Origin of the sequence: Comamonas sp. AG1104 (assembly GCF_003350425.1) — a bacterium.
Taxonomy (GTDB): Bacteria; Pseudomonadota; Gammaproteobacteria; order Burkholderiales; family Burkholderiaceae_C; genus Comamonas; species Comamonas testosteroni.
Map to the genome: position 1 here is coordinate 479,635 of NZ_QQAS01000001.1, position 24,758 is coordinate 504,392.

Sequence of the window (24,758 nt, forward strand, 5' to 3'; positions counted from 1 at the left end):
AAGAGATTCATCATGAGTATCGAAATTCGTAATGTCAGCAAGCAGTTCGGCGATTTTCAGGCCCTGCGCGATGTGAGTCTGGATATCAAGTCGGGCGAGCTGATCGCCTTGCTCGGCCCCTCAGGCTGCGGCAAGACCACGCTGCTGCGCATCATCGCGGGTCTGGAGACGGCCGATGTGGGCAGCATCCACTTCAGTGGCGAAGACACGACTGATGTGCATGTGCGCGACCGCAACGTAGGCTTTGTGTTCCAGCACTATGCGCTGTTCCGCCACATGACCGTGTTCGAGAACGTGGCCTTCGGCCTGCGTGTCAAGCCGCGCAAGGAGCGCCCCAGCGAGGCAGTCATCAAGGAAAAGGTCATGAAGCTGCTCAAGCTGGTGCAGCTGGACTGGATTGCCGAGCGCTACCCATCGCAGCTCTCGGGTGGCCAGCGTCAGCGTATCGCGCTGGCCCGTGCCCTGGCTGTCGAACCCAAGGTGCTGCTGCTCGACGAGCCCTTTGGCGCTCTCGATGCCAAGGTGCGCAAGGAGCTGCGCCGCTGGCTGCGTCAGCTGCACGACGAGCTGCATGTGACTTCCATCTTCGTGACCCACGACCAGGAGGAAGCCTTGGAGGTAGCGGATCGTGTGGTGGTCATCAACCAGGGCAAGATCGAGCAGGAAGGCACGCCCCAGCAGGTCTGGGACAATCCTGCCACGCCATTTGTCTATGGCTTCCTGGGCGATGTGAACCTGTTCAAGGGCCGCGCCAGCGACGGCCGGGTCTATCTGGACGAAGGCATGCAGCTCGACAGCAGCGATGCGCGCGGTGCTCAGGACAGTCAGGCTTTTGCCTATGTGCGGCCCCATGATCTGGAAGTGGAGCGCTATTCCCCGGGCCAGAATCTCGACGCCCAGGGTCGCCCCACAGGCATCGTGGCCCAGCTTTCGCGCGCCATTGTGGTCGGTCCCATCGCCAGGCTGGAACTTATTCCCTCAGAGACCACACCAAACGCCAGCAATGCCGGTGAAGACGGGCTGATCGAAGCCCAGATTCCCGCGCAGCAGTTCAAGGACATGGGCTTGCGCGAAGGTGAAACCCTGGTGGTGACGCCGCGCCGTGCCAAGGTGTTCCTGGATGAGGCGGCTGGGATTTGATACCCCCTGAGGCGCTACGCGCCTTCACCCTCTCTCGCTTTGTTGCGGGAGGGGGACGGCACCCTCGGTGCGCGACAGCGCTTCCTAGGTGTCTCCTGCGAAAGGAATCGTGCAGGTGCAGGGGGGGCGTTATCCTTGCCTCAGGCATGATCCGTTTATTTCGCAGAAAGAATCTTGATGCTTCAATGGTTTGAAACCGCGCCGCGGCGCATCCTGGCGCTCATCAGCGTTGCCTGTGTGGCCATGCTGGCGTTTGGCCTTTACCTGCAGCATGTGGTGGGCCTGGAGCCTTGCCCCATGTGCATCGTGCAGCGCTATGCACTGATTTTGGTAGCTATCTTCACAGGCTTGGCAAGCCTTAGAGGTCAAAAAGGCTGGTGGATGAGCTTTGGCGTTCTGGCTCTGCTGTCCAGCGGCTTCGGCGCATTTGTGGCCGCACGTCAGAGCTGGTTGCAGTGGTATCCCCCCGAGTTTGCGACCTGCGGCCGTGACTTCTATGGAATGATCGAGCACTACTCCTTCAGCCGCTCCATTCCCATGATCTTCCAGGGCTCGGGCGACTGTGCGGCCATTGACTGGACCTTGCTGGGCGGCTCCATTGCCAACTGGTCGTTTGTAGCCTTTGCTGCTTTCACGATTGTTTTGCTGCTGACTCTATTGCAGGCTCGAAAAAAGTAATTGTTAAATATTTTCAAAAAACGCCCTGAGGGGCGTTTTTTTTATTCCAAGGAAATCAATTTAATCTATTTCTGGTATATGGAGAAAAATTCCAATCTAATTATCTGTATTCATTGAATGAATTGCTGATTAATGGAATTTACAAAAATTAACAATTTGACATGTTGTTTTTTATTTTTTGTTTGTATTTTCATCCGTTTCTTATAGATTTTTCTGGAAGTTCATATCTATTCAATTGGTTGTTGAATTTGGGATATCTTCTTGTGCGGCAATAATTTACCGAGGTTTTGCGGGAAGGGTTTTAGTGCTTTCTTCTTGTCAAGATAATCTGGCAATTTTTAGTTAGGTAAATTTTTGTAATTTTCAGAACTAAATTGATCTAAAGAAAATCGCCTCCAATTTCACTTCTGAGATTGAATATGGGGCGACTTAATCTCTTTGCTTGGCTGGGGCGGATTTTTCTGATTTTGCAGCTGCTTTGGCTGCCGCAACTGGCGAATTCGGCAGCCTATGCAACCAGCGGAGACGGAAAATACAAGAATGAAATCCTCTGGCTGACTTGGGGGAGTGATACCAATCCTTTGGGAGTAAAGGGGAAGGCGCTTTCCAATACCTCCATCTCAAAGGCCAGCATCCAGGTGGCCAATGGTGTGAACATTGACGTTCAGTGCAAGTTGCTGAATATCAATGGCAGCCTGGAGAGCTACGCTCCTGGTGGCTTTGGCGGTGACACCTTCGACGATGCATATAACATCGGCGGTTCTGGCGGAGCCAATCAGTTGGTGGCGGGGTTGATGACCCGATCAACTACAACCAGCTTTCAGATCAGTTGTACATCGGAGTTCGTGGGGGGCGCAACCCGTACCCCGATTGCCTTGCGCGGTTTTGCCATCGCCGACGCCGAGGCTATGGCACCTGGCGGGACACGTGAATACATCGTGGGCGCTGCAAAGGGAAACTGGCATGCGATTGAGCGTTTTGGCAGCAGTTCGGATCCCTACTTTGTCGAAAAGAGCGACACCCAACTGGGAACACCTGCCATTGGTAATTCGGGCGATAGCTTTGTGAAACTCACGACTGGTGGCACGGCGGATGGCAATCGCTCGGTGGTGACATTTCTGGAGTTTCCGGTTTCGCAGCCGGCGGCGTCACAGGTTATGAGCTTTCAGATCAAAGGTGGCGGCAACACAGCAATTGCAGTAGGCGTATTGACGCCTTTTGCCGACTTTGGCGATGCTCCTGCGAGCTATGGTGCGGCCATGCATCTGATTGATGATGTCAATCTCTCGTCAGATGGTATTGGTCAGAACTCAATTGAGACAGTGACTGCCTTAAATGTGGCCTATATGCAGCCGCCCAGAACACTGTATCTGGGGACCAAGGGTCCTGACTCCGAACCCAGCTCCAAATTCAGTGCAGATGCGCTGGGTGATGACAATAGCGGCCAAAGCGCCAGCAGTCCGGCCTTTGCTGGTGAGGAAAATGGCTGGCCTGCAAACGAAAAAATCAGCGTGCTGAAAGCAGGTACATCGCACACGGTGAGCATTGCCTGCAATCTTGGGACGGCTGGTTCTGGTTCTGCAGTCGTTTCGGGCTGGATTGATTTCAACCAAAATGGCGCGTTTGATTCGCCAGCGGAAAAAGCATCGGGTATCTGCAGCGGCGGTCGGGCGCAACTGAGCTGGAATGTGCCAGTGGACGTTAAGAGCGGTACAACTTTTGTACGTTTGCGCATCGGCGGTGTCGGGGTTGATGTAGACAAGGCCGAGGGCGTGGCTCGCGACGGTGAAGTGGAGGATCACGCGGTCACCATCTTGGCGCCTGCGCTAGCCATTACCAAGAGCAGCAATGCGATCTCCGGCGCGTGGACCGTGGACCAAGCGGGGGCGCTGTACCGACTGACGGTTTCCAACCGTGGCTCGATCCCGACGGGGCCAGGCCCGGCTCCTTATTGGAAGCCGCTGAAAGTGCTGGATCTGATGCCTGATGGTGTTCAGCCTGCCTGGAGCGGTGTGCTGACTACTGCGACAGGCTGGAACTGTTCATTCAGCGGTCAACTCGTGACCTGCGAAAACGCGTCCATGCATCTGGGTGAAAGTGGTAGTGCAACTTCACAGTCGAGCATCGAACTGCCGGTGAAGATCACTAGTCAGGCAGCGACTGGATCGGCCATTACCAATTACGCCAGCGTGGGCGGTGGCATGGACCCTAACAATGGGGGCGAGCCACCTGCTCCCGGAGCTTGCAGTGCAGCCAACTACTGTGCCTCCACATCGGTGACGGTCAAGGCACCTGCGATCTCGGTATCCAAGATCGCTCTCCCAGCCGATCGCTCCAAAGTCAAGGTCGATGACATCATTACCTATACCTTGCAAGTCTCCGTGAAAGATTCGGCAACCTTGTCCCCTTTCGTTCTGACGGACACATTGGGTGTGGGACTGGAATATGCCGGCATCGCAAGCAACACTGGGGGTTTTGTTGAGGGCGGCAGCGCAAGTACCCGGACGTTCACGCTGGCTGCGGGAGTTGCTCCCGGTAACTACTCGGTCAGTTATCGCGCCAAAGTACTTGCCAGTGCCGTTTCCAAGGTGGAAAACAAGGTTGTGCCTTCCGGTGGTGGGAATCCTTCCGACCCGATCCCGTCCGTGCCGGCATGTGTGACCTGCTCTACAGAGCATTCGCTGGAAAGCCCGCTGGTGACTGTCAGCAAGTCTTCAGACCCTGTCTCTGGCCAGATGGTGAAGTCTGGTCAGACCATTACCTATACCTTGACCACTGTGGTGTCTCGTTCTCAGACGGTGTCTCCGGTGGTCCTGTCCGATGTCCTGGGCGCTGATCTGCTCTTTGGCGTCGTGGTTGCCAATGATGGCTTTGTGCTGTCTGGATCGGGCAATCAACGAGTGTTCACCTTGCCTGCGGGTAAGCTTCCGGGCACCTATGTGCTGCGCTATACGGCCCAGGTCAAGGCAAATGCCAGTTCGAGCGCCAACCTGACAAACGTAGTGACCGCTTCGGGTGGCGGCAATCCATCAGATCCCGGGCCGGGCTGTACGCAATGTCAGACCGAGCACAAGAAGAGCGATCCCAAAGTGGAGTACTCCAAGTCCACAACGGCGGTGAAGGCGCAGGAAGGGGATTTGATCGAGTATCAGGTAGTGGCCAAGGTCTCGGACGCTCAGACGACCTCGGATGTGGTTCTGGTTGACACCCTGGGTGCCGGTCTTGAGTTTGACTCGGTCAGCTCCTCCGGTGCCTGGCAGATCTCGGCGACTCCTGGCTCCAAGAGCATTACTTTGAGACTGCCCGCACCAAGTCTGCCGGGTAGCTATAAAGTGGCCTACAAGGTGAAGGTCACTGCCGGAGCTAGCAATCCATTGACCAATGTGGTCACCCCCGGAGCTGGTGGCGGCACACCACCCACTTGCTTGGCTGGGGCACGCTGCGAAACATCCACGCCCTTGGTCGTTTCCGATGTGCGTTATGACAAGGAGCTCGTCGGCGCCTCCGGGCCCGTCAAGGTGGGTGACGTTCTGACCTTCAGGCTCAATGTCAAAGTCAAGAATGCGCCGACCTTGGGTGAGCTGGAACTGTTGGACACGCTTGGCAAGGGCCTGGCCTTTGTCGCAGTTCAGGCCAGCCCAGTGGGCTGGACTGTGACGAACTCTGGAAGCGACATCAAGGTAACGATTCCCGCCGGCTTGGTTTCCGGTGCTGCTGGTGCAGAGCAGATCCATAGTCTGACGTACACGGCCAAAGTGACCCCGCAGGCGACCGGTACGGTGCGCAATGCCGTGATCGGCAGCGGATATGACAATCCAAGCTGCGCCATCGCTTGTGTGACCGATACGCCGGTTGTCAAGCCTGAGGTGGTCTTTAGCAAGACCTCGCCGAACACCAGCGCACGAGTGGGTGACATCATCAGCTATGTGGTGGAGATGGATGTCCGTAATGCAGCCCTGAACGAAGCCGTCTCCAGCATCGTGGACAACCTGAGTCAAGGGTTGGAGTTCGTGGCAGTGATGCCTGGTCCGGGTATCAGCTACTCCATCAATGGCAAGGCCTTGATACTGACGTTGGCCAAGGAAACGATTCCGGGCATCTACCGCGTGAGTTATAGCGTTCGGGTACTGCCGGATGCGATCACTTCGGTGAACAATCGGGTGGAAGGCATCCCGAGCGATGGTGGCCTGACTCCGACTTGCGGCCAAGCTCCCTGCTCGGTGACGACTCCCGTGGTGCGCGAAATCGATGCCGTGGATGATCCATTGCCCAGCGTCAATGGCGCAACGGGTAGTGCAAATGCAGGCAATGCCTATGTCAACGACACGCTCAATGGCGTGCCTGTTGAACCGGGCAAGATCGTCGGCACAGTCATCACACCGGCAACCCCTATCAACGGTGGAACGGTTCCCTTGCTTGATGTGGCTAGTGGTGTTGTGTCAGTGCCGCCCGGCACCCCCGCCGGCGACTATTCCATCGTCTACAAGATCTGCGACAGGCTCGCTCCCACGGTGTGCGATACGGCCACTATCACCATCAAGGTGACGGCTTCCCCCATAGACGCCAAGGACGATAGCTACACCGGCAATCGTGGCTCGGGTGGCGATCAGGAAGTGGGTAATGCCTACTCGGAGAATGACACCCTGGACGGCAAGCCATTCACGCCTGAGCGCATCACTGGCACGGTGACCACACCGGCCCAGCCCATTGGTGGCGATCCCCGTGTACCGGTGCTTGATGTGGTGACCGGCAAGGTCACCGTTCCCTCGGGGACACCTGCGGGCGACTATGTCATCCACTACCGTATCTGCGAGAAGCTCAACCCGAGCAATTGCGATGACGCCGTGATCAAGGTCACGGTCAAACCTGATGAGTCGCTGTTGCGTATCGTCAAGACTGCCTCGGTGCGCACCGTGAAGATTGGTGACCTGGTCCGCTACAGCCTCCAGGTGCAGAACATTGGTGCCGTCAAAGTCGTCAATGCCAACGTGATCGACACGGCTGCCAACGGTTTCACCTTTGTCAACGGCTCCATGAGTGCTGTGGGCCTGGGCTCTGCCGTCTCTGCATCGGGCGTGCGCCCTGTGCAGTTCAGCGGCGTCACACTGGATGTGGGCCAGACCGGCACCATCGTTTACATGATGCGTGTGGGTGCCGGTGTGCGTCCGGGCAACCATGTCAACACGGCCTTTGCCCGTAACGGTTTGGGAGACCCCATCTCCAACCAGGCCACAGCCTCGGTGGAACTGGTCAGCGACCCGTTGCTTGATGACTCTTTGATCTTCGGCACCGTGTTTGATGACCGAGACCGCGACGGCTGGCAAGACAGCGCCAGGATCTCGGGCCTGAAAGCTCAAGGTGGTTTTGCACCTTCGGCTTACATCGCCAATTCCACGACAGTGGATCGCGGACAAGGCGCCGAACCGGCAGCTGACGCCAGCGCTCCGCTGCTGCATGGTCTGGCACTGGGCTCCATCACGGCCCGCCAGTCCGAAGCCGACCCCGTGGCCAAGCACACCGTTGTCATCCACCAGAAGCTCAAGAGCCTGGACTTTACCGACGACTTTGTGCTGAGCAACGACCAGGGCGTGACCGTGCGCATGAATGCGGCCGGCCAGACCCTGATCGAGAAAACTGGTGAAGCTGCTGCTGGTCGCAATGCGGTCGAGATCGACGTCGAGCGCAAGATCAGCCAGGGTGCCGACGGCTATGGTGTGGACTACATCATCAAAAGCACCGGCATTGATGAGCGCGGCATTCCTGGCGTGCGTGTGGCATCCGTCGAAGGCCTGCTCATGGAAACCGACCCCTTTGGCCGCTACCACCTAGTGGGCGTTAACGGAGGGCGCTGGGAGCGTGGCCGTCACTTCATCCTGAAGGTCGACCCCAGCACTCTGCCGGCCGGTGCCGAGTTCACCACCAGCAACCCGCTGCTGCGCCGCATCACTCCCGGTCTGCCCGTGCGCTTTGACTTTGGCGTGCAGCTCAACCCCGAGTTCATGGCCGGTGCGCAACAAACTGCCGAGATCGAGTTGGGCAGCGTGCTGTTTGCCGCAGGCTCTACCGAGATCCGCAAACAGTACCTGGCTGAGAACGGTGTCATTGCCCAGGTTGCGGCCAAGCTGCAGCAATACCAGGGCGGCGAGCTGCTCATCAGCGCCAATGGCGAAAGCGAAGCCGTGGCCTTTGGCCGGGCAGATGCGGTGCGCAAGGCGGTGATCGAGCAACTGTCCGCCCCTGTGCAGGCAGCCACCAGGGTCAGCGTGCGTGGTGATGTGAGCGATTCGGGCAGCCTCGTCAGCGGCGTCACTGCCAACGGTGCCGTGCTGGGCAACGTGCTGTTTGACACCGACAAAGCCATCGTGCGCCCCGAATACCAGGCGTTGCTGCAAAAAGTGGCAGCCCACCTGAATGCGCAAGGCAGCGGCATGGTTTCCATCGTCGGCCACACCGATGTGCGAGCCAGCCACGCCTACAACCAGAAGCTGGGCCTGGCCCGAGCCAAGGCGGTCTATGAGGCGCTGCTTCCCCATCTGTCCCAGAAGCTGAAGCAAAAGCTTCAGGTCCAGGCAGAAGAGGGCGCAGCCCCCGCCCATCGCTCCAACAAGAAAGCCACGCGCCACTGAGGTTCAGATCATGAAAATGAAATTGCTTGACTACACCATCATGAGTTTGATGGCAGGTTCGGCGGCAGGACTCTGGGCCGCTGAAATCAACCCCAGGGCGGCCGTGGCCAGCACGGCTCCAGCCTCTGCTCCTGAAACAGAAGCTGCCGGCGTAAATGCAGACTGCGCTGAAGTCCAGAATGTCTCCGGCGGCCAATGTGATGCTGACGGCCATATGCTGTTCCGTCTTCAATCGCAAAGCTACGACCAGCCCGTGACCCTGGGCACCAGCCGTCAGTCCAGTTCGCAAGAGCTGGCTCCTGACCGTCGTGTCACCCTAGGTCTGAAGACTCCGGGCAGGGCCGATGCGCGTGGGCGCTTCTCCTTCTCGCTGCCCGACGGCGGCGTGATCTGGGCCACCGAAGATCCGACGCTGGGCCAGGCTGAGTTGACGGCTTCCGGGCCCACTCTGGTGCCGTTCGACATGGGGAGCATCACCAAGAGCGTCAACTTCTACGTGCGCAGCAACTACCCGGCCTTCATTGATCGCATGGAACTGCTGGTCTTCCGCAGCAGCGACACCGACTTCGTCAAGCCCATTGCCACCGTGCCGCTCAAGGTCGGAGCCGTGGTCTCCACCGAGTGGGATGGCCAGTTGTCCAGCGACTACCGCTACCGGGTCGGCGACGAGCTCATCTATATCGTGCGGGCCTATGGCAAGCCCGGTACGGACGGCAAAGTCGTGCAGTTCGACGAAACCTACCCCAGCAAATTCCAACTTGTCACTCCGCAGGACGAACAGCGTGCCCACACGCTGCTGCGTGACAATCTGGAAAAATCCATGAACGGATCGCTGTCGCTGCAGCAAGCACTGCAGCAAAGCCTGATCAACAGCGCTTTTGCGGGCAATGGTCTGCGCCTGCAGAATATTCCGTTCTACGGCTCACGCATTCGCGTGCAGGGCCGCAACATTCCCGAAGGTACGACCCTCAAGATCAATGACCAGAGCTACCCCGTAGATCTGGAGGGCAAGTTCGTTGCTGAATACATGATGCCCGTGGGCCAGCATGAGTTTGACGTGGCCGTGGAGGCAAGGTCGAGCGTAAGCTGGGCGTGGACGTCAGCGGCGAATACTTCTTTGGCGTGGCCCTGGCCGACGTCACCTTGCAGGGCAACCGCATCAGTGGCTCGCACGAAGGTTTCAAGGAAGAGGGCAGAGACAAAGATTTGCTCACCGACGCCCGTCTGGCCTTCTATCTGAAGTCCAAACTGAAGTCCAAATACCTCATCACTGCCCAGGCCGACACCACCGAGCGCCCCATAGGCAGCCTCTTCAACGGCTTTACCGACACCTACGCACGCGATGTCTTCCGCCGTCTCGACCCCGATCAGTACTACCTGACCTACGGTGATGACTCCACCACGACGCGGGACGTCGACACCCAGGGCCGCATGTACCTGCGTGCCGATTGGGACAAAAACCAGGCCCTTTGGGGCAACTACGCCACTGGCCTGACCGGCACCGAGTTTGCGCAATACCAGCGCTCGCTCTATGGCGCAGCGGCCAGCCTGCGCAGCAACGAAACCACCCAGCTGGGTGAGGCAAAATCCCAGCTGCGCGTGTTTGCCTCCGACAGCAACACCGCTCATGGCCACACTGAGCTGCTGGGCACGGGCGGCAGTCTCTACTACCTGCGCCACACCGACATCCTGCCCGGCTCCGACATCGTCATGCTGGAAGTGCGTGACCGGGCCACGGGCCGCACCATCAGCACCCAGCAACTAGTACGGGGCGCGGACTACGAAGTGGACTCCTACCAGGGCCGCATCATCACGCGCAGACCGCTGGCCCAGATCGCCAGCGAAAGCAACAACTCCATCACCCGGGATGCGCCGCTGTCTGGCTACGAGCAGCGCCTGCTGGTGGACTACGAATACGCCCCCAGCGATCTGCGCAAGAACATGACCTTGGGTGGCCGTGGCAAGCAATGGATTGGCGAGCATGTGGCCGTGGGCGGCACCTATGTCGATGAGCAGAACGAAGGCGACGACTACAAGCTCAAGAGTGTGGACGTCACCCTGCAGGCCGGCCGTGGCACATACCTCAAGGTCGAGCGCAGCCACAGCGAATCCACCAGTGTGCCCGTCTTTTTCTCGGATAACGGCGGTCTGAGTTTTACCCGCCTGAACCCCGCTGCAGCCCGCAAGGGTGATGCCACCTCGGTCGAAGCCCGCGTCAATCTGCAAGAGCAGGGCATAACCCAAAGCGCCTGGAGCACCGGCGCCTGGTGGCGAAAGGTCGATGCCGGCTTCTCCACCGCCCGCACCGACTACCTGGGCCAGGACGTCACCGAATATGGCGCCGAGCTGCTCGGCGAGCTGCGCCCCGACATGACCCTCTACGCCAAGCACAGTCGTGCCGAGCGAGGTGGCGAGTCGCTCACCCAGAGCCAGGTCACCACCGAATGGCGCATGGACGACAGGCGTGCGCTGACGGCCGAAGTGCGCCGCATCGACGAAGATCGCTACAGCGGTCAGGGCATCGGCACGCTGGCAGCGCTCAAGTACAGCCAGCGCCTGAACCCCTCGCTGGAGCTCTACGGCATTGGTCAGGCCACACTCGACAACGACGGCGGCAAATACCGTAACAACGACGCTGTCACCGCAGGCGCCCGCTACCTGTTCGGCAACCAGTCGTCCGTCAGCGGCGAAGCTACCCATGGCAGCCGGGGCAATGCGTTGACCATGTCGGGCGAATACCGCCTCACGCCCGAGCACAGCTTCTATGGTGCCTACACCGTCTCCACCGACACCACCCAGTACGATAGTCTGTTCAACAACGGCAAGCGCCCCGGCCTGACGCTGGGCCAGCGCTGGCGCCTGAGCCAGCGCACCAATATCTTCAACGAAAGCCAGTACTTGAAGGATCCGCGCAGCGGCTCTGGCCTGGCCCACACTTTTGGCATGGACTTCTACCCCGGCCAGAACTGGCGCCTGGGCTACACCTTGCAGCATGGCGACCTGACGGCCTCCACTGGTAACGTCAGTCGTGACGCCATCAGCCTCTACGGTGGGCGCACCAATGTGCGCACCAACTGGAGTAGCAAGGTTGAATGGCGCCGTGACTCCGGATCGGAGAACCGTACTCAATGGGTACTCACCAACTACCTCACCCACAAGGTGGACAACAGCTGGCGCATCGCCGGCAAGCTCAATTACTCGGAAACCAAGGACAGGAACAACGCCGAAGCCGGCGCCAAGCTGGTCGAAAGCAGTATCGGCTTTGCCTACCGACCCTGGGACAGCTCCCGCTGGGGCCTGTTCGGTCGCTACACCTATCTCTACGACATGAGCTCACTGGGCCAGGTTGGCTGGGACGGAACGGCCAGCACCTCGTCCGCCTACTATGACCAGCAGTCGCATGTGGTCTCGCTCGAAGGCGTGTACCGCTGGACCCAGAAATGGGAGAGCGCCGTCAAATTCGCCCACCGCGAAGGCAAGGCAAGATTCGGGCGTGGCACAGGGCAATGGTTCGACTCCGCCACCACGTTTGCCGCCGTGCAGGCCCGCTACGAGGTGATGAACCAGTGGCATGCCCTGGTCGAATACCGCTGGCTGGGTGTGAAGGACGGTGGCGACAAGAACGGCTGGCTGGTCGGAGTGGACCGGGATTTGACCAAGAATCTGCGCGTGGGCGTGGGCTACAACTTTACGGACTTCAAGGGCGACCTGACCAAGGTGGATGATTACCGGGCCAAGGGCTGGTATATCAACATGGTGGGCTACTACTGATCGAGGAGTGAGCGCTATATAAAAAGCCCCCGCAGCTTGTGTTGCGGGGGCTTTTTATATGGAAATTGGGGCGCAGCGCATATTTGTAAACGCATGCAGTTATGAATTCGATATCAAAGACTTTCAATGCTGTCGCTGACAAACGTAGCTCCAGTCGTGCCTGGCACCCAGCCCGGATAGGTTTCCATGACTTCGGCAAACAGGGCCGAGTCGATCCAGCGCTGCAGCCAATGCTGCAGATGAGGCCAAGGCTGCTCATTCCACTGCGCTTCGTCGATGCGCGCGTACTGGCGCACAAAGGGGCGTAGTGCCATATCGGCCAGGCTGGGGTTCAGGCCGAACAGATAGCCGGTTTCTTCGAGCTGATCGTTCAGGGCCGACAGCCAGGTCAGCGCATCGGCCTGGGCCTGGTTCACGGTCTCGGCGTCGTGGCGCTCGGGGTATTTGCAGCGGTCAAGAGCCTGTTTGAAGAAGCTGTCATTGCGCTCGATCAGAGCCAGCATGTCCTCCAGGCTGCCATGCGTGGGCTGCAGCCAGCCATCGGGGTCGTTGTCGCGCAGCGCATGCAGCATCACCTCCAGGCTTTGGTCAATGACTTTGCCGTCCTGCAGTACCAACACGGGCACCGTGCCCTTGGGCGATGCGTCGATCAGCGCCTGTGGCTTGTTGCGCAGATTGATTTCACGCAGTTCGCAAGCCAGGCCCGCGTGGGCCAGCGCCAGACGGGCGCGAATGGCATAAGGGCAGCGGCGGAAGGAGTACAGGACGGGCAGGGTGGCGGCGGCAGTCAAGGCGGTGTCTGATGAGATGAATAAAACCAAAGCGCCATGGCGCTTGCTGGGCGTGTACTGTACCTGTTGCTCTGAAGCCATGCAGGCCTGTGCGGCTTAGGTGCGGTGGAGTGCTCACGGATTGATAGCTTGAAACTCTTGACCCGAAAAGGTTTTATCCATTGCAGAGCGCTTGCTTCAGTCAGTTTGCAGCTGGGTCATCAGCCACTGTCTGAAGGTCTGCAGGGCGGAGCTGGCCTGACGCGACTTGAGATAGGTCAGCCAGTAGGCGCCGGTGTCGACCTCATGGGCAAAAGGGCGCACCAGCCGGCCTTGCTGCAGCATGTGCTCGAACATGCGCGCCGGCAGCAAGGCAACGCCTGCGCCTTGAGCGGCGGCCTCGGCCAGTGTCAGCGAAGAGTCGAACATGGCTCCGCGCGCCAGCGGGGCTGCCTGGTCAAGGCCGGCAAACCAGCCTTCCCATTCCTGGGTGCGATAGGAGCGCAGCAGGGTTTGCCGGGCCAGGTCGGCAGGCTCGCGCAGCTGTTGTGCCAGCACGTGAGTGCACATGGGAGACAGCGGTGCGCGCAGCAGCATCTGCGCGTGCGTGCCATGCCAGGCACCGTCGCCAAAGCGCACGGCGGCGTCCAGCCCTTCGCCGGCCAGATCCACGCGATTGTTATTGGTCAGCAGCCTGAGGTCTATATAGGGGTGCAACTGCTGGAACTGACTCAGCCTGGGGATCAGCCAGCCGATGGCAAAAGTGCCGACCACGCCCACGGTCAGAATTTCACGTGGTCGTGGCTCTGCCACCTGCTGCAGCGATTGTTCTATGCGCTCGAAGCTCTGCGCTACCACGGGCCACAAAGCCTGGCCTTCGTCGGTCAGGACCAAGCCACGCGGCAGGCGACGAAACAAAGGTTTGCCCAGGCGTTCTTCGAGATTGCGGATGTGCTGGCTGACGGCGGCCTGTGTCACATGCAGCTCCTGTGCTGCGCGGGTCAGGCTCAGGTGACGGGCTGCTGCATCAAACATGCGCAAGGCGTTCAGTGGAAGCTGCATGGGACGATGGAAGTAAAAGTTTTTCTAATGGATTGCGTCAATTATTACTGCTGGTTCGTAAGAATCTACCGATTTATGCTTCAAACCATGGCAGTTAACCAAAAGAGGATCTTATGCAACGACGCAGCATGCTGACAACAGGACTGGCCTTGGGTCTGGGGGCCTGGGGACTGAGCGGCTGTGCTTTTATCTCCAAGCAGCAAGCCGCAGCAGCGAGAACATTGAGCGACGAGCTGGCGGCGCTGGAAATTCAGTCTCAGGGCAGATTCGGACTGCATGTGCTGGATACCGTCAGCGGTGCCGAGGCAGGCTGGCGTGGCGATGAGCGCTTTCCCATGTGCAGCACCTTCAAGACCTTGCTCGCAGCACGTGTGCTGTATCTGGCGCAAAGAGACGAGATTCGTCTGTGGCGCAAGCTCTATTACTCTCCTTCCGAGGTCGTGGCATGGTCGCCGATATCCGAAAAGCGGGCGGGAGCCAATGGGGGCATGACGGTGCAGGAGCTGTGCGAAGCGATGGTGCTCGTCAGCGACAACACGGCGGCCAATGTGCTGCTGGAGGCCAGCGGCGGGCCGGCGGCGCTGACGCAATGGCTGCGCGAACTGGGTGACGGCACCACCAGGCTGGACCGCAACGAACCTTCGCTGAACACGGCGCTGGCCGGCGATGAGCGCGACACCACGACGCCGCAGGCCATGGTGCAAAGCCTGCAGAAGTTGCTGCTGGGCGATGTGCTGGAGGGCTATGCCCGCGCCCTGTTGCAGCAATGGCTGGTGGACAGCCGTACCGGCGACAAGCGTGTGCGTGCCGGCATGCCCGGCGACTGGAAGGTGGGTGGCAAGACGGGCAGCGGCGAGAGGGGTACGGCCTGCGACACCCTTATCGTCTGGCCTACCGAGCAATCTGCGCCGCTGCTGGTGACGGCCTACCTGACTGGCAGTCAGCTCGATGGTGCGGGTCGGGAGGCCGTGCTGGCCAGGGCTGGCGAAGCGGTCAAACGCTGGTATTACGCGATCTGAAGCACCGTGGCCATTTCGATGGTGGGCAAGGATCTTGCATGCCTGCCGGCCTGGAACAAGCGCTGTTGCAGGGGTCTGGCCGTCCACTCGATTGCCTTCAGCAAGACGCGCTGCGGGCTGGCCTTTCTGGCCTGAGCTGTGCTGCCTGCCCGGGCCGGAACACCGGGCAAGCAGCAGTTGCCACTCCTGAAGGTTTGAGCACCGGAGATGACCCGGGGTGGAGCTCGTCCAGCCGCGCCAGCGATGCAGACGCAAGTTCAAAGCCTGTCGCGACGCCGGCTCTGCATCGATGCGAAGAGGCTTTGAGATTCGCCAATCAATGAGATTGATTCTCATTTTCTGATAGAGTCTGCGCTTTCCCGCTCCGTAGCTGCATGCTTTGCGGCCGATTCCAGAGCCTGGGCGGCATGCCTCGCAAGAGGTCGAGGTGTATCCGTGGTTGCGCACTATTACGCAGAACTCGTCAGTTTCTTTGCTCGCTCGCTCAATAGCCGGGATGCGGCTGCTGATGTGGTGCAGGAAAGCTATGCCCGCGTATTTGCCATGCAGTCGCAAGATCTTGCAATACGGGACTTGCGGGCACTGCTGTTTCGCACCGGCAAGAACATCGTGATCGACGATGCGCGCCGCCGCACTGCCGAAGCCCGCATGCTGCAGACACTGGCCGTGGTGGCTGCGGACGAAGCTCCCTCGCCCGAGCGTCAGTTGCAAGGGCAGCAGCAACTGGCCCTGCTGTCTCGCCGTTTGCAGGCCATGCCGCGCAAGCGCCGCGAGGTGTTTGTGCTGGTGCGCATCTATGGCTTCAGCCATGCCGAGGCCGCAGCCTATATGAATATCAGCGAAGCCGCCATTGAAAAGCATGTGGTGCGCGCCGTGTGTGATTGCATGGGGCTGACCTCATGAGTGTCGACGTTTCCTTCGGCATGCCGGATCGCAAGCGGCTGGAGCACGCCTTGTTGCTGATTGCGCGCCAGCATGGCGCAAGCCCTGAAGCGGCGCAGGAAGCGACCGAGGCGCTGGCGCGCTGGCGTGCCAGGGAACCTGCGAACGAACAGGCGGCGCAGGCGGCCATGGCAGGCTGGGCTGCGACACAAGGCAGTGCCTTGCAGGGCGAGATGCCTTTGCCCGCGACTCATTCTGCGCGTGTGCAGCAGACCCGCCGTCGTGCGCTGTCCGTGCTGGGGGTAGCTGGTGTGGCGGGCCTGGCCGGCATGCTTGGCCGCTGGCATTGGCTGCAGCCAACGGAGCAGATGGCGCTGCATACAGGTCATGGCCAGCAACTGAGCCGCCAACTTCCCGACGGCAGCCAGCTTGATCTGGCGCCAGGCACCGACGCATCGGTGCTGCTGTATCGCCAGCGTCGCGAGGTTCATCTCCAACAGGGCGAAATCCGGCTCAACGTAGCCCATGACGCAGAGCGACCCCTCGAGGTGTACACGGCCCTGGGCCGCGTACGTGTGCTGGGCACGGTTTTCTCCGTGGCGCTGCGGCCTGCCGGCCTGCAGGTCAGCGTTGCTCAGGGGCGTGTGGCAGTGTGGAAGCAGGGCGGCATGGCCGATCGGCCCCCCGACGCGCTCCTGACCGCAGGCCAGGGCTTGCGCCTGGGGGCAGACGGCCAGCTTGCCCCTTACTCCCTGAACGCGGCGGATGTGGGCGCCTGGCGTGAAGGCTGGCTGGTGTTTGACCACACACCACTTCCCGAGGTCGTGGCGCGCTGGAATGACTACCTGACCCAGCCGATGGTGCTGGACGATGCAGCTTCTCTGCAAGCCCTGCGATTGACCGGCAGTTTCAAGCTGCGCGAGCCTGCCATCTTCATCGCCAGTCTGCCGCGCTCCCTGCCGGTGCGAGTGCAGTCGCTGCCCGATGGCAGAGTCGCCATCCTCCGGCGCTGACGGCAGGCCTGGCCGGCTGAAAATTTTTGTCCGGTACAAGCCGTTTCATGCGTCTTCACTGTGAAAGCACTTTGACAAGCAATTCACAGGATTCATCTGATGAAAAGAAATCACTCTCATTTTTCTTCTGAACAAGAGGAGGGTACGGCTGCAGGTTCACAGGCTGCGGGTTCACATTGTGGCGGTTTGCGCGCAGTGTCTCTGGCCAGTGCCATGGCCTGTCTGGCATGGTCAGCTCTGGCGGTGTTGCCGACGGCCCATGCCCAGGCCGTCAGCAGCCAGGCGGCCATGTCCACATCGCACAGCCTGAGCTTGCCTGCGCAGCCCTTGGGGCAGGCATTGAATGCACTGGCCCGCACCTGGGGGGTGTCGGTTTCGGCCGACGCAGCCTTGGTGGAAGGCCGCACGGCGCCTGCGCTGCAAGGCGTTCAGACCTTGAACGAGGCGCTGGCCAAGGCGCTGGCGGGGAGTGGGCTGGAGGCTGTCCCTGTCGGGGCGGCCATCACCGTGCGTCGCCACAGCGGCCAGAGCGGCGTTCTAGGCGAAGTGACGGTGACGGCCCAGGCTCAGCGCGAAGCCACGGAGGGCAGCGGCTCGTATGCCGCCTCGCATGTGTCCCTGGGCAAAGGGCAGGACATCCGCGAGACACCGCAGTCGATCTCGGTGGTGACGCGCCAGCGCATTGAAGATCAGGCCATGAGCAATGTGGGGGAGGTGATGCAGCAGACCACCGGCGTGACGGTGGACTATGGCGGTGCGGGAGGGCTCGGCGGTGCGGCCACCAAGTTTCTGTCGCGCGGCTTCGAGATCAGCAATGTGCAGATCGACGGAGCCAGCGTGGACGCTTTCAGTCAGCAGCTGTTCGACCCCAATCTGGCCATGTATGACAGCGTGCAGGTGGTGCGCGGCGCCAACGGTCTGTTCAGCGGCAATGGGGAGCCTGGCGGCGCCATCAATCTGGTGCGCAAGCGTCCCACGGCGCAAAGGCAGATTCTGGGCTCGGTGGGCGTCGGCAGCTGGAGTCGCAAGCAGGCCGAGCTGGATGTCGCGGGTCCATTGAATGAAGCAGGAAGCCTGCGTGGCCGTGCTGTGCTCGCGCATTCGGACAAGGATTTCTTCTATCGCGGAGCAAATTCGCAAAACAGCTTGCTCTACGGCATTTTGGAGGCCGATGTGACAAGCTCCACACGTGTGAGCCTGGGAGCCAGCTACGACAAGCTCAAGGCCACTCCCTGGCGCGAAGGCCTGCCGCGAGCTGCCAATGGCGACGATCTGAAGCTGTCCCGCAAAACCGCGCTGATGGCGGGCTGGAGCCACTACGACAAGAGCGCCAAGGAGGTTTTTGCGCAGCTCGACCAGCAACTGGCGGGGGACTGGAAGCTAAAGGCCCAGCTCAATTATCAGAAGGTGGACAGCGATGCACGGCTGGCCAGCCTCAGCGGAGCCGTTGACCCGGCAACAGGTCTTGGCGCCAACTGGACCGGCTTTTCCAACGACTTTCGTTCGGAGAAAAAGAGCCTGGATGTGCATGCCAGCGGCCCGTTCTCGCTGTTCGGTCGCAAGCACCGCTTGCTGCTCGGCGCGGACTGGAGCAAGGTCCGTGACGATCAGGACACCTATTACTCCGAGATGGATACGCCGCTGTCTCTGACCAATGTCTATGCGTTCGATCCCGGCAGAATACCCCCAGCGGTACGTGAACGTATGACGCGCAGCTATCCCGGCTATGGTGCCACGCAAAAAGGCTTTTATGGTCGTGCCAACCTGAGCCTGACGGATCAGCTCACCGCCATTGTCGGAGGACGATATGCCAGCTACTCCTACGACACGCCATATATCAACTACAACGCCGATGGCAGTGTTCGGGCCAGCGGTCGCGAGTACTACAGCGAAAGCGGCATCTTCACCCCCTATGCGGGCCTGGTATATGACCTGGGCAACCAGTGGACAGCCTATGGCAGCGTGACCGAGATCCACAAGTCGCAGGCCAATATGCTGGCTGGGCCGGCACCGGGGGCTGCGCTGGACCCGATCAAGGGGCGCAGCTTCGAGCTGGGCATGAAGGGGGAGCTCGCCGATGGCAAGCTCAATACTGCGCTGGCCTTGTACCGTATCGAGCGCAAGGGGCAGGCGGTGCGTGATCCGCGTTATCCGGAAACGGATGTGGGGAATCTGGGCCTGAGCTGCTGCTATGTCGCGCAGGGCAAGATCATCAGCCAGGGGCTGGACATGGAAGTGACCGGTCAGCTGGCGCAAGGCTGGCAGTTGTTTGCCGGCTATACCTACAACCACAATCGCAACAAGACCGACCCGTCGCAACTGGTCTATAGCTCCATCACACCCAAGCACCTGTTCAAGCTGTGGAGCACGTATCAGTTGCAGGGGCAGCTCTCGCCATGGACGCTGGGCGGCGGCGTGACGCTGCAAAGCGCCACCTATGTCAGCGGTACGGCCAACAGCTACAACCCGGCATCGGGCCAATACGATGGCAATGCCGTTCCCTTCCGCTTCACTCAGGCCGGCTACGCCGTCTGGGGCGCCAGCGTGCAATACCGTATCAATCGCAACTGGTCGGCTGCACTCAATGTGCACAATCTGTTCGACAAGACTTACTACAAGACGGTTGGAACCTCGGGTAGCGGCAACTGGTATGGCGAGCCGCGCAGCGTGCTGCTGACCTTGCGTGGCGCGTTCTGAGCGGGCTGACATGAGCGGCAAGCCAGCATCTCAGCCCGGACTTCGCCAGACCATGTCATGGCTGCACACCTGGTGCGGCCTGGTGTGCGGCTGGCTGCTCTGCGCCATTTTTCTGACGGGCTCGATCAGTGTGTTCCGTGAGCCCATCACGCGATGGATGCAGGGATTGCCACTGGAGGGAAGCGGCCATCAGCCGCTTTCTCTGGACGAGCGTCTGAAGGCCTTGCGGCTGGCCGAGCGGCACCTGAGCAAGACGGCGCCGGATGCGAGTATCTGGCGCATCGGTCTGCCGCTGCACACAGGCGATGGGGTCAAGGTATTCGCGCGTGCCCAGGACGGCGATCTGCAGGCCAGCCTGAATGCACAGACGGGCGAAGCCTTGCCCGAACCCGCCACGCGTGAGACCGAAGGCGGCCGGCATTTCATGTCCTTTCACTATTCCTTGCAGGGAGGTATCGCTGGCTTCTGGGTGGTGGGACTGGTCTCGATGTGCATGATGGTGGCGCTGGTCTCCGGCGTGATCGTGCACCGGCGCATTTTTCAGGACTTCTTTACCTTCCGGCCCGGTAAGGGCCAGCGCTCCTGGCTGGATGCACACAATGCATCGGCCGTGCTCACGCTGCCGTTTCTGTTCATGATCGTCTACACGGGACTCGCGCATTTCTACACCAGCTATATGCCTTGGCCGCTGCAATCGCTGTTTGGGCAGGACCATTCGGCCTACAGCCGCTACGAGTCCGAGCTGAAGGCCAGGCCCGAGGTGAAAGCGGCTTCAGATGCGCCTGCCGTTACCGTTGCCGGTGCGGATCTTGTCAGCCTTGCACAGCATGCCCAGTCCTTGCTGGCGCAGCCTGTGGTGGAGGTGTCGATGCAGCGACCCGAGCACGGTCGGGCCACGGTGCGTTTCATGGAAGGCAAGCCCGATACGGCGGCGACGCGCCAAATGGTCAATGTCGCCAATTCGGCGACCTTCGATGCCGTCGACGGCCAGCTGCTGCAGCCGCCCGCCAATCGGCCGTCCAGTAGTTTCGCAAGCGACACCTATCCCTTCATCAGCGCGCTGCATCTGGTCACCTTTGGTGGCTGGACGATGAAGTGGCTGTACTTTGTCCTGGGTCTGATCGGCACCGCGATGATTGCTTCCGGATCGATACTGTTTGCAGTCAAGCGTCGAGCAAAAAGCGGTAACGAATGGGGCGTGGCAACGCATTCCGTGTACCGCTGCATCGATGCGCTCAATGTGGCAGCGCTGGCAGGCTCGGCGCTGGCGTCCATTGCCTATCTGTATGGCAATCGTCTACTGCCCCTGGTACTGGAGGCGCGTTCCCACTGGGAAATTCGTGTGTTCTTTGCGGTCTGGGCTCTGAGCCTGCTGCATGCGCTGCTGCGCACGGCGCGCCAGGCCTGGCGCGAACAGCTATGGATTGTGGCCTTGCTGTGCCTGGGCCTGCCGCTGCTCAATGCCATGACTACAGGCCAGCACGTGGGCATGTATCTGGCGCAGGGCGATGGTCAGAGGGGCGGACTGGAGCTGACCTGCATGGCGTTGGGGCTGCTGGTTGCCTGGGGCGCATGGCGGCATGACAAGTCGCAGCGTAGCAAGAACATGGTGCAGCCGCGTGCGGGCCGTGGCGCGATCTCAGGAGGTCTCACATGAAAGCGGCGGCAATGACCAGAGCACAGACCAGGCGCCATCGCTGGGCGGTGCTGCTGCGCGTGTTGATGGCCGCGCTGGGCGGCTATGCGCTCACGGCGCTGGCCTGCGCCGTGATGGCCCATGTGCTTGTGGCCGTGGGAGCCATGCAGCGTGGACCTGCCGTGCTGTTGTCTACCTTGCTCAGCTTTGTGCTCTACACGGCAGTGGCGCTCTGGGTCTTTCATGTGCGCAGCCTGCCGAAAGTGGCGGCATGGATGGCAGGCTCGGCTGCCGTGATGGCGGTCGCGCTGCAGGCGCTGAAAGGTGTGGCATGAGTCTGTGGCAAGTGATGGTCTGTGCCTTGGCGCTGTGTCTGGCAGGCATGCTGGTGCTGAGCCAGGCCATGGACAGGCATTGCGATCAGCTTGTATCGCGCGGCGAGCCCGGGCCCGCGCTGCGGGTCGTGTTGCGCCTGATGGGGGCAGCGCTGATGCTGCTCGCACTGTGGCTGTGCACGGGCTTGTGGGGTGCTGCGGTGGGAGTCATCGTCTGGCTGGGCGACCTGTGTGTGGCCGCGCTGGCCCTCGCATGGCTGCTCGCCTACATGCCAAGGTCCGGTGCGGTGCTGGTGGCCATGGGAGGTCTGGCTGCCTTGGCCGTGACGCTTTTGGTCGCATGCACGGAATGACCGATACGGCATGAGGGCTACCGGATTGGAGCCAGCAGGCCTGGATACAGAGGCCTGTCACCGCCATGGCGGAGATGAGTCTGCGCGGCATGACCGCATGTGCATTCCCTCGGGCTTTAGCCCGGTGATTTGAAATATATGTGCCGCTCGGTTGGCTATCGTAAAAAACCTGTGTGGGCAATCGTTGTGGCTATTGCCGATTTAGCAAGCCCTTGGGCGGGCGCAGAATGTGGCTATTCACCCATTTTTCCAGCCGCCCCGAAACGATTGCCCGCCCATGCAGCAAGAGCCAGATTTCTTTCACAACCTCAATGAGGAGATGCGCGACGGAAAGCGCTGGCTGGAGCGGACGGTGGTGCTGGCCTATGCCGCGGCAGCGGGCCTGAGCGTGGTGGCTTTCACGCTGCTGGCAGAGGCAGCATTCGGATTTTTCGAGAGCATCTACCACGGTGTCAATGGCTGGCTGGTGCTGATCTGGATGCCGGCCATCACGGCGGCAGCGGTCTGGGCCACGCGCAAATGGGCTCCAGGTGCCAGCGGCTCGGGCATCCCGCAGGTGATTGCCACGCTGGAGCCATCGGTCGATGCCAGTCTGCGCAAGCGCTTTGTGTCGCTGTGGCTGTCGTTTGCAAAGATCGTGCTGTCCAGCGCAGGCTTTCTTGCGGGGCTGTCGATAGGGCGGGAAGGACCGTCTGTGCAGGTGGCTGCCGGCGTCATGCATTCGGCGCGACGCTGGCTGGGGCCCAAGTCCGTCATCAATACCCATGCCTTGCTGGTGGCCGGTGGAGCGGCGGGCATTGCCGCAGCCTTCAACGCTCCGCTGGCGGGTGTGGTGTTTGCAATTGAGGAACTCTCGCGCAAGCTGGAGTCGCGCTCCAGCGGGCTCATCATCGCGGCCATTGTTCTGGCCGGTCTGATGGGGGTCTCGGTCTTCGGCAACTTGAGCTATTTTGGCCGCATTCGTGTGGCAGAGCTCGGCTGGCGTGACCTGCTGCCTTGTCTTGCCGTGGCGCTGACCTGCGGCGTGCTGGGCGGCTTGTTCGCCAAGCTCATGACCCACTCGCTGACTTCGTCCTCCGAGCGTCTCAACAAACTCAGGTCACGCTTTCCCATCCGCTTTGCGGCAGTGCTGGCCCTGCTGATTGCCGTCATCGGCGTGGTCACCGGCGGCGCCACCTTTGGTGCGGGCTCCGAAGCCGTCAAGCATATGCTGCAGGGCGAGGCCGATGTGCCCGAGTTCTATGTCACGCTCAAATTCATCGCTACCTGGCTATCGGCCTGGGTGGGCGTACCCGGCGGTATCTTTGCGCCCTCGCTGTCGATTGGTGCAGGCGTGGGCAATAACGTTGCATCGATTGCTGGAACCACGGATATAGCGCCTGCATTGATAGCGATGGGCATGGCGGCCTTTCTGGCGGCGGTCACCCAGGCGCCGCTGACGGCCTTCATCATCGTGATGGAGATGGTGGACGGCCACTCACTGGTGCTGAGCCTCATGGCATCGGCCATGATCGCCAGCATGATCTCGCGCATGATTGCGCGGCCGCTGTATGAATCGCTGGCCTTGCACATGCTCCAGGTGGCAAGGGCCTCTTTGCCCAAGGAGCCGGAGCCTGAAACGGCTGCGGCTCCAGCGGAGTCCACACAGCCAGTGGCACTGAATGAGTCATCCGAGTCCGATGCACTGCAAAAGCCGCTTCAAGGCTAGGCTGTCGGTTGAATCCACGAGCAGCGTCTACGCGGAATTGAACCGGCTTGGGTCAACGGTGGTTGTGCTCGGGTGAAATCAGTAGTTCAGGTGATTCTGGACGCGAGGCGCAGTCGGTGAGTCAGGCCTACAGGCATGTGATATCCAATGAGCGAGAAGTGGGGCGACCTCGCCATTGGTGAGGTATGTGACGTCTACGACTGAGGCCACTTGCAGCACCGATCTGGCCTATCGTTCCAGCCGGTCATCTTTTTCGACTTCCGAAGCCAAGCGTTAAGCAAGCGTCCTGGATACGACTGCCGCTGGCCATCGCGGTTGGCCCTTGACCGACACAAGCGTCAGGCCAATGGGCTTGGGCAGTCCGGACTGCCAGGAGTACGCCAGCTGTATCAAGTGCGACCCAATTTGCAGGCGTTACGCTTGTTTGCGCACAATCACATGCATGGCCCGCTCGCCCTGTCTCACCTCGGCGATCTCATAGCCCAGAGCACGCATGTCCAAGCCTTGCCAGAGGTTTTCACCGGAGCCCATCAACAGAGGACGTACAGCGAGGTGAATCTCATCGACCAGCCGCGCCTGCAGGAACTGTCGCACGGTATCTACGCCGCCGCCAATGCGAATATCGCGATCACCTGCGGCTGCCTTGGCTTGCTCCAGCGCCGATGCAATGCCATCCGTGACGAAGTGAAAATCAGTGCCGCCCTGCATGTGCAGTGTGGGCCGCGCGTGGTGAGTCAGGACAAATGCGGGCACGTGATAAGGCGGCTCATCGCCCCACCAGCCCTTCCAGCTTTCGTCAGGCCAATGGCCGCGTATCGGGCCGAACATATTGCGCCCAAGGATCCACGCACCGATGTTCTCGAAGGAGCGCTCGGCCATCTGATTGTCGACACCTGTTTCGCCGATCTGAGACCCCCCATGCATACGCTGAAAGACTTGGGTGGGGAAGAACCACTCAAGGATCTCAGGCCCACCGACGCCGAGCGGGTTCTGCAGATCCTGGTTGGGGCCGGCGGAGTAACCGTCCAGCGAGATGCCGAAGCAGAGGACTTTGACTTTCATGACGGA

15 protein-coding genes are annotated in these 24,758 nt (G+C 60.5%); 12 read left to right on the forward strand and 3 right to left on the reverse strand.

The genetic code is table 11. The features are described 5' to 3' along the window. The first annotated feature begins 12 nt into the window (after positions 1–12). The 4 genes from DFO48_RS02175 (at position 13) to DFO48_RS02195 (ending at position 12,215) form a co-directional block, all read left to right on the forward strand. Positions 13–1,140 carry a sulfate/molybdate ABC transporter ATP-binding protein gene (locus DFO48_RS02175; RefSeq protein WP_003079684.1) on the forward strand — a complete coding sequence of 376 codons (1,128 nt, stop codon included), beginning with the start codon at positions 13–15 and terminating at the stop codon, positions 1,138–1,140. Between the two features lie 177 nt (positions 1,141–1,317). Next, a complete protein-coding gene (locus DFO48_RS02180) occupies positions 1,318–1,818 on the forward strand; it encodes a disulfide bond formation protein B (RefSeq protein WP_003079682.1) in 501 nt (166 codons plus the stop codon). 419 nt (positions 1,819–2,237) lie between these two features. Beyond that, positions 2,238–8,444, forward strand: coding sequence for a CshA/CshB family fibrillar adhesin-related protein (locus DFO48_RS02185; RefSeq protein WP_114862389.1), 6,207 nt, complete (start codon positions 2,238–2,240; stop codon positions 8,442–8,444). 1,092 nt (positions 8,445–9,536) lie between these two features. Next, positions 9,537–12,215 (forward strand): hypothetical protein, encoded by a 2,679-nt coding sequence (locus DFO48_RS02195; RefSeq protein ID WP_147282721.1) that lies wholly within the window; start codon positions 9,537–9,539, stop codon positions 12,213–12,215. Between the two features lie 113 nt (positions 12,216–12,328). On the opposite strand, the gene DFO48_RS02200 is transcribed toward DFO48_RS02195, so the two are convergent. Next, complete coding sequence (locus DFO48_RS02200; protein WP_114862392.1) at positions 12,329–13,006, reverse strand: glutathione S-transferase; 678 nt, start codon at positions 13,004–13,006, stop codon at positions 12,329–12,331. A 177-nt stretch (positions 13,007–13,183) separates the two neighbouring features. Then, complete coding sequence (locus DFO48_RS02205) at positions 13,184–14,047, reverse strand: LysR family transcriptional regulator (RefSeq protein WP_114862393.1); 864 nt, start codon at positions 14,045–14,047, stop codon at positions 13,184–13,186. Positions 14,048–14,160: 113 nt separating this feature from the next. Here DFO48_RS02205 and bla point away from each other — a divergent pair, with 113 nt between their 5' ends. The 8 genes from bla (at position 14,161) to DFO48_RS02245 (ending at position 23,690) form a co-directional block, all read left to right on the forward strand. Continuing rightward, positions 14,161–15,066 (forward strand): class A beta-lactamase, encoded by a 906-nt coding sequence (gene bla / locus DFO48_RS02210; RefSeq protein WP_003079671.1) that lies wholly within the window; start codon positions 14,161–14,163, stop codon positions 15,064–15,066. 435 nt (positions 15,067–15,501) lie between these two features. Continuing rightward, entirely contained in the window at positions 15,502–15,969 is a 468-nt protein-coding gene (locus tag DFO48_RS02215; RefSeq protein ID WP_114862394.1) for a sigma-70 family RNA polymerase sigma factor, read from the forward strand. Beyond that, positions 15,966–16,961: a FecR family protein gene (locus DFO48_RS02220; RefSeq protein WP_114862395.1), complete on the forward strand. Its 996-nt coding sequence runs from the start codon at positions 15,966–15,968 to the stop codon at positions 16,959–16,961. Before DFO48_RS02215 ends, DFO48_RS02220 begins: the two co-directional genes overlap by 4 nt. 99 nt (positions 16,962–17,060) lie before the next feature. Further along, entirely contained in the window at positions 17,061–19,658 is a 2,598-nt protein-coding gene (locus DFO48_RS02225) for a TonB-dependent siderophore receptor (protein WP_233506278.1), read from the forward strand. A gap of 10 nt (positions 19,659–19,668) precedes the next feature. Beyond that, positions 19,669–21,315 (forward strand): PepSY domain-containing protein, encoded by a 1,647-nt coding sequence (locus DFO48_RS02230; RefSeq protein ID WP_114862397.1) that lies wholly within the window; start codon positions 19,669–19,671, stop codon positions 21,313–21,315. After that, positions 21,312–21,629 carry a hypothetical protein gene (locus DFO48_RS02235; RefSeq protein WP_233506279.1) on the forward strand — a complete coding sequence of 106 codons (318 nt, stop codon included), beginning with the start codon at positions 21,312–21,314 and terminating at the stop codon, positions 21,627–21,629. Before DFO48_RS02230 ends, DFO48_RS02235 begins: the two co-directional genes overlap by 4 nt. Continuing rightward, positions 21,626–21,982 (forward strand): DUF3325 domain-containing protein, encoded by a 357-nt coding sequence (locus DFO48_RS02240; protein ID WP_114862399.1) that lies wholly within the window; start codon positions 21,626–21,628, stop codon positions 21,980–21,982. The genes DFO48_RS02235 and DFO48_RS02240 overlap by 4 nt, the downstream gene beginning before the upstream one ends. Positions 21,983–22,259: 277 nt before the next feature. Beyond that, complete coding sequence (locus tag DFO48_RS02245) at positions 22,260–23,690, forward strand: chloride channel protein (protein ID WP_114862400.1); 1,431 nt, start codon at positions 22,260–22,262, stop codon at positions 23,688–23,690. Between the two features lie 414 nt (positions 23,691–24,104). Here the strand turns inward: DFO48_RS02245 and DFO48_RS02250 are convergent, their stop codons facing one another. Then, positions 24,105–24,752 (reverse strand): dihydrofolate reductase family protein, encoded by a 648-nt coding sequence (locus tag DFO48_RS02250; protein WP_114862401.1) that lies wholly within the window; start codon positions 24,750–24,752, stop codon positions 24,105–24,107. Positions 24,753–24,758: the final 6 nt, after the last annotated feature.

Excerpts from the sequence above, each read along its gene's own strand:
- DFO48_RS02245 (WP_114862400.1), top strand. The coding sequence starts at position 22,260 with ATGCAGCAAGAGCCAGATTTCTTTCACAACCTCAATGAGGAGATGCGC.
- DFO48_RS02185 (WP_114862389.1), top strand. The coding sequence starts at position 2,238 with ATGGGGCGACTTAATCTCTTTGCTTGGCTGGGGCGGATTTTTCTGATT.
- DFO48_RS02220 (WP_114862395.1), top strand. The coding sequence starts at position 15,966 with ATGAGTGTCGACGTTTCCTTCGGCATGCCGGATCGCAAGCGGCTGGAG.
- bla (WP_003079671.1), top strand. The coding sequence starts at position 14,161 with ATGCAACGACGCAGCATGCTGACAACAGGACTGGCCTTGGGTCTGGGG.
- DFO48_RS02240 (WP_114862399.1), top strand. The coding sequence starts at position 21,626 with ATGAGTCTGTGGCAAGTGATGGTCTGTGCCTTGGCGCTGTGTCTGGCA.
- DFO48_RS02235 (WP_233506279.1), top strand. The coding sequence starts at position 21,312 with ATGAAAGCGGCGGCAATGACCAGAGCACAGACCAGGCGCCATCGCTGG.
- DFO48_RS02250 (WP_114862401.1), bottom strand. The coding sequence starts at position 24,752 with ATGAAAGTCAAAGTCCTCTGCTTCGGCATCTCGCTGGACGGTTACTCC.
- DFO48_RS02225 (WP_233506278.1), top strand. The coding sequence starts at position 17,061 with ATGAAAAGAAATCACTCTCATTTTTCTTCTGAACAAGAGGAGGGTACG.
- DFO48_RS02180 (WP_003079682.1), top strand. The coding sequence starts at position 1,318 with ATGCTTCAATGGTTTGAAACCGCGCCGCGGCGCATCCTGGCGCTCATC.
- DFO48_RS02205 (WP_114862393.1), bottom strand. The coding sequence starts at position 14,047 with ATGCAGCTTCCACTGAACGCCTTGCGCATGTTTGATGCAGCAGCCCGT.
- DFO48_RS02230 (WP_114862397.1), top strand. The coding sequence starts at position 19,669 with ATGAGCGGCAAGCCAGCATCTCAGCCCGGACTTCGCCAGACCATGTCA.
- DFO48_RS02175 (WP_003079684.1), top strand. The coding sequence starts at position 13 with ATGAGTATCGAAATTCGTAATGTCAGCAAGCAGTTCGGCGATTTTCAG.